The sequence below is a fragment of the Oleiphilus sp. HI0117 genome (assembly GCF_001635235.1).
Genome location: NZ_LWGA01001405.1, coordinates 1 through 1218, shown reverse-complemented (window position 1 = coordinate 1218; position 1218 = coordinate 1). Strand labels below are relative to the sequence as shown.

General features: G+C 45.1%; 2 protein-coding genes. Both read right to left on the bottom strand.

Annotation, left to right across the window (positions count from 1 at the left end; translation table 11 throughout):
* Nucleotides 1-12: 12 nt before the first annotated feature.
* Complete coding sequence (locus A3757_RS23770; RefSeq protein WP_068740403.1) at nucleotides 13-558, bottom strand: type II secretion system protein; 546 nt, start codon at nucleotides 556-558, stop codon at nucleotides 13-15.
* Between the two features lie 61 nt (nucleotides 559-619).
* Complete coding sequence (locus A3757_RS27975; protein ID WP_068566907.1) at nucleotides 620-1096, bottom strand: prepilin-type N-terminal cleavage/methylation domain-containing protein; 477 nt, start codon at nucleotides 1094-1096, stop codon at nucleotides 620-622.
* Between the last annotated feature and the right edge of the window lie 122 nt (nucleotides 1097-1218).

Sequence of the window (1218 nt, the reverse complement as noted above, 5' to 3'; positions counted from 1 at the left end):
TAACATTAGCTCTCACGGGCATGCCCCCGACGATTCGTAAACAAAACCCGAGGAGGAGAAGCAAATACGATGGGTTTTCGTACCAACGATCGTAACATTGTGATTTGCGGCATCGTCCATACTTGCTGTTTGATCCCACGCCAAACTAACAGTAGCCCCCAACGCCAGCGCAAGGCCATCTATTGAAATTGTGGGCAAAGGTGTTTCCAGTTGATAAGTCTGAACGCTTTGCTGATGCTTCAGTAGGGTAAAATGCAGGTCGCCGCCAGCGGTACGAATAAACTGTATTTCCGCTGGATCTCCCGACGGTATAGGTGCCGCACCCGCTATTTGCACCTCTTGAGCACTGACACCCAAGGCTAACTGTTGCGCGAGTAAACCAAGAGAAAGAAGCCTTTCCTTGGCTAAGTAGTCTGCATAGGAGTCTTTTGAAGAGAACAGGCTATTGGCACCGACACTTAGAACACCGATGAGCACGATGACCATCACCAGCTCAATCAAGGTAAAACCATGCTGGTTAGTCTGTTTTGAATAGTTTGCTATGATCTTGTTCGACAAAAATCTTGCCTTTAAAAAACGAAAAAAAGCGCCCACCGGCGCTTTTTCACACAACTACTAATCAATCACAATTCGTAACATCAATTGAAATAGTTGGGCTATTATTTGCTGTAGCAGCTGTATAGGTAATACGGCAAGTTGCTGCATTAGCTGGTGTTACACCTGAAGCTGTCACTGTAACCGTCGAAGTTGCTAAACCGCCTGGAGTACCACCCAAATCGAAATCAGCAGCAGTAATCTGAGCAGCATCAAGAATACCTTCAGATCCAGCAGTTTGTGCTTCAGGATAGCCGTTCAACATCTGAATAACCTGACCTTCCATTGTAATTTCAGTCAAGGAGTTATCGCCCTGAACCAAATAGTCTGCGTGAGCTATGGATGACGCAGACCTCATCGCGCCATAAGCACCTTGAAGTGCTGCAGCACGCGCTTCACCACCTAAGTCTGCAAAACGAGGCAATGCAAAGGCTGCCAAAATACCTAAGATCACGATAACCATGACCAATTCGATGAGTGTAAAACCCGCTTGACGCTTCATGAGTAGAGCTCCTAAATCTTAATAATTATTTACTGCTTTCGTTCGTTAAAATTAAAAGTTAATGCTTCTTGGACTTAACGCCAAGTTTAAGTAGCACTAAAACTTCGTTCACTAATCTATTG